1 protein-coding gene and 1 pseudogene are annotated in these 1936 nt (G+C 68.7%); one reads left to right on the forward strand and one right to left on the reverse strand.

The annotated features are described in order from the left end of the window. Nucleotides 1-667, forward strand: a pseudogene (locus B3587_RS14290) (hypothetical protein); the annotation flags it as partial. Nucleotides 668-867: 200 nt separating this feature from the next. Here B3587_RS14290 and B3587_RS14295 read toward each other — a convergent pair. Next, nucleotides 868-1746 (reverse strand): universal stress protein, encoded by an 879-nt coding sequence (locus tag B3587_RS14295; protein WP_292729874.1) that lies wholly within the window; start codon nt 1744-1746, stop codon nt 868-870. Nucleotides 1747-1936 lie beyond the last annotated feature (190 nt).

Here is a 1936-nt window from a genome sequence, read left to right on the forward strand (position 1 = left end):
CACCGCGCCGCCTGCCACCGCGCCACAGGCACCGCGGGTCGACGAGGGCACCATCGAGTACGTCTTCGCCCCCAACCCGTCAGCGCAACCGGTCACCGTGGCAAGCGCCGCCTTCGGCCCCGCTCCGACCGCGCTCGCGCCCACGCCGGCTCCGGAGCAGCAACCTCCCTCCCCTCCCGTGGATGAGCCCATCCCGGCAGCATCCCTGAGCCCGGAGGCCGCACCGACCCCCGACCCGCCGCAACAGGCGGCGGGCGTCCCCCAGCAGCCCTACGTCGCGCCGCCGCGCGCGCCGCAGAAGTCGGTCTTCCGTCTCGGCCGCGTGCTCTGGGTCGACGACGATCCCGACAGCCACGTCCCCGACGTCGTCGCCCTGCACCGCATGGGCCTCACCGTCACCGTCGCGCGGCACTGCGAAGCTGCGCTGGCATACCTCGCAGCAGAGAAGTACCTCCTGGTCGTCACCGACTGCGGCCGCGAGGGCGACGTGATGACCGCCGCGGACTTCATCCGCACGGTACGCCGCAACTATCCGGGGGTCCCGACGATTGCGTACGCCCCCGGCACCATCGTGACCGGACCCGGTGCACCCGAGCTGCCTCACGACCAGGTGGTCACCACCCCGGGAGAGCTTCCGAGCGTGGTCGGCAGGCTGCTCGGCCGCTGACCCACCTGCCCGCGCGGCGGATTATGGCATCCGGGACGCGCAGTTGACAATCCCCCGGCACGAAGTCGCGAACCGTGCCATTCTCATCGTGGCAAGACCGCGCGCTGAGTGTTTCGGGTCACTCATCCGCCGCGAAGGTACGCGTCTCGCGTACAGCCCCCGGCTCGACAGCCCCCCAGATCGAGCCGGGGGCTTTGCCGTTAGCGGACCGCTGCAGTGACCGTCGTCAGGTGGTCAAGCACCTGGGTGCTGACCGACCCGAGAAGGAACCGGGCCAGCCCGGTACGCCCGTGCGTCCCGACGACGGCAAGACGAGCGGATGCCGCCACCTCCGTGATCACGGCAGCGGGGTCCCCCTCGTCGACGTGCACGACGATCTCGAGGTTCGGGTGGTCCTTTCGCACCTCATCGGCCATCGACTGCGCGAACGCCTCGGTTGTGCCCTGCAGATCAGTGAGGTACATGTCGGGGTACGGGGCGATATCGCCGGTGTAGACGACAGGCATCCACGTCGACACGACGGTCAGCGGCTCGGCGAATCGTGCGGCCTCGGCGGCGGCGAACGCGAGAGCAGCGTGCGAAACCTCCGAACCATCGACGCCGACAACCACTCCCGTGCGTCCGGTCGTGTCGATGTCGGGCACGACGACGACGGGGCAGTGCGCTCCCGCCACGATTCGCGTCCCGTGCGGCCCGCGGTGCTTTTCGGTGCCGCCGGTGTGATCACTGCCGATCACGAGAAGCCTGGCATCCGCTGACGCCTCGACGAGCTCCTTCGTCGGGTTTCCGTTCGTCACCCGAACCGCAACATCGATGCCGCGGGCAGACAGGCTCGCCGCCTCGTTACGAAGAAAGGCCTCTTCGTAGTCCACGGCGCGCTGCACGACCTCCTGTTCACCGACAGCGCCCACGGCGCCGCCGATCACCGAGAGCAGTTCCAGGTGAGCACCGGTGCTCGCCGCGCGCTCGACAGCCCACTCGATGGCACGACGCGAGCCAGGCTTACTCGTCGCACCCACAACGATCGTCGCGGAAGTTCCGGGGGAGGATGGCTCGCCGTTCGCAGCATTCTCGGTCATGCCCTCACCCTATTCATACGAGTTGTCCCTCGTCCACGCGAGTTGTCCCTCATCCAGGCGAGTTGTCCCTCATCCAGGCGAGTTGTCCTTCATCCAGGCGAGTTGTCCTTCCCACGCCCGAGTTGTCCCCGCGCACCGCACGACCGACCGGGCATACTGACCTCATGCAGATCGACACCGGCTTCGTGAC

Source organism: Microbacterium sp. UBA837, from assembly GCF_002296025.1.
GTDB lineage: Bacteria > Actinomycetota > Actinomycetes > Actinomycetales > Microbacteriaceae > Microbacterium.

Excerpts from the sequence above, each read along its gene's own strand:
- B3587_RS14295 (WP_292729874.1), bottom strand. The coding sequence starts at position 1,746 with ATGACCGAGAATGCTGCGAACGGCGAGCCATCCTCCCCCGGAACTTCC.